The organism is Aquimarina macrocephali JAMB N27 (assembly GCF_000520995.1).
GTDB lineage: Bacteria > Bacteroidota > Bacteroidia > Flavobacteriales > Flavobacteriaceae > Aquimarina > Aquimarina macrocephali.
Genome location: NZ_JACA01000095.1, coordinates 1 through 2,184, shown reverse-complemented (window position 1 = coordinate 2,184; position 2,184 = coordinate 1). Strand labels below are relative to the sequence as shown.

General features: G+C 30.0%; 2 protein-coding genes. Both read left to right on the top strand.

What is annotated here, in order from left to right; translation table 11 throughout:
• Positions 1–398 precede the first annotated feature (398 nt).
• A complete protein-coding gene (locus Z054_RS0127210; RefSeq protein ID WP_024773123.1) occupies positions 399–1,814 on the top strand; it encodes a hypothetical protein in 1,416 nt (471 codons plus the stop codon).
• 11 nt (positions 1,815–1,825) lie between these two features.
• On the top strand, positions 1,826–2,143 hold the full coding sequence (locus Z054_RS0127205; RefSeq protein WP_024773122.1) for a hypothetical protein: 318 nt from the start codon (positions 1,826–1,828) through the stop codon (positions 2,141–2,143).
• Positions 2,144–2,184: the final 41 nt, after the last annotated feature.

Sequence of the window (2,184 nt, the reverse complement as noted above, 5' to 3'; positions counted from 1 at the left end):
GTGTGCCTATGTATTTGATTTCGGTTACAAAATCGTTATTAGCACTGGGGATTTTAAATATTTTGGCTTTGGTTCTAGTTTTGCTTTTTTTTAATTAAAATGATTTGTTTTGTGTTTGCTGATTTTCTTGAAGTTGCTTTTCTTTTTTTAACCTTTCCTTTCATTACTATGTGCTTATATTAGGTATTAATATAGAAGTATTTAATACTGGTTTCAGGTTGATTCTTAATAACAAGATTAATTATAATACTTTCTTAATAAGTCAATTGATAGTAGTTTTATTTATAATTTTGAAGAACTTACAGAACAAGTATTGTAGAAATTATTCTATAATGAAGAGTCATCTAAAGATGATTATATTTTAAAATTAAAAATAGTAGTTTAAAACAATAGAGCAAATGGGTTATATACTAATAGCAAGTAATTTTGATTTTACATCAATACCTTCTTCTTATTCAAATTCTACATGGGATATAATACATGATCATGATTTAAATGACGCGACAATTACCATACCTGAAAATGTAATATTAAAGTTTAATGGTGGCAAATTAAAGAATGGTATATTAACTGGAGAAAGCATTGAAGTATCTTCAGAATCATACCAAGTATTTGAGAATATTGATTTTAGCAATGGAATTTTGAATGATTTTGTTGATGTCCATTGGTTTGGGGCAAAAGGAGACGGTATTACCAATGATTCTAATGCTATACAGAAGGCAGTGGATTTAAAAAAAACAGTAAAACTAAAGGATAGAAAGACTTATTTATTAGATTCTCAAATTTTATTCAACAATGGGAATTTTGATTCAAGATTGATATATTCTGAAGGACTTGCAATTATTACTAGTAATGTATTAAGAACTTCTTACATTAAAATAAAAGGGGGATCTGGAGATATCAATGTGGGAGCAAACATAAGTGGAATACGTTTTGAGGGTAGAGCTGGTGAAGTAAAAGATGTTGACGGGATAGAGCTGGCAGGCTGTAATGGGGTTAGAATTGACAGATGTTATTTTAATAACCTTAGGAATGCTGTGATTTATAATAATGAAGACGCTAACGAATTTACTGAAAAATGTATTGTATCTGATTCAAGATTTATAGATAATTTAAGAGCATTAGCTTTTATAAGAAATGGAGGAAATGATTCTTTTCATGGTAGTGGATTAGATAAGTGTTGGTTAAATGGTGTAAATGGATGGGAGTACATAAATATAGGAGCAGGATGTAAATTATATAACGCCATACTCGATTTTAATGCCTTTGGGACGACTTCAGTACCAATAATAAAAATAGATTCGGTATTACCACAAACTGCAACAGGAAATATTAGATTAGAAGGAATGATGAATAGTAAGATAGCAGATGGCAGTAATTTTATTGATTTTTCTGGCAGTATAACCTCTTTGGATAATCCCTACTTAGGAAAATTAAGACTTGCTAGGATGGTTAAAATAACAGGTCCTTTAAACGGAAATATACAAATTCAATTTAAGGAAACTACAACAAGGGCGATAAAGACTTCTTCTTCGAATCAATTCATTGACTTAGGCAATGATGCTACTTTTTATGTCAATAGTATAACAAGTAGGTTTATAGTAACGGCAAGTAACAATAATGGAGGTTTTCCATTAATATCACCTGTAACAATGATTAAAGGTGATGTCCCAGAGTTCACAAATACAGGTGATACCTTAAAGTTAATAGTACCAATAGCGGGCACTGTAGTTGAGATAACTACAGTTTATAATATGACTAACCCATTATCAACGAATGCAGGTAAAGTTTTAGAAAATTATGAAGAAATTTAATAGTTAAACACATGAAGTTAAAAGCATTAGAAAACGGGGGAGTGTACAAAAAATTTGCAAATATTGCTGCATCTGGAAATTTAGAAATTACAGTACCTTCCCAAACCGTAGGTGTTCTAACTCTAAAGTGGGTGGCAAGTAATGATTCTTATTATGGAATATATGGAATAATATGTCGTGATGATGGATTTATCTCATTCTCCGAAATATTGACTTCGAGTTTTTATGATGCAACAATAATAGTGACAGGCACAACTAATAAATTAAACTTAGAACTTTCTAAAGGAACACCAGGTGGTTATTTAGTTGCTGAAATTATTGGACAATAAATATGAATAAAAATATACGCTTTAACATCATAGAATAGAGA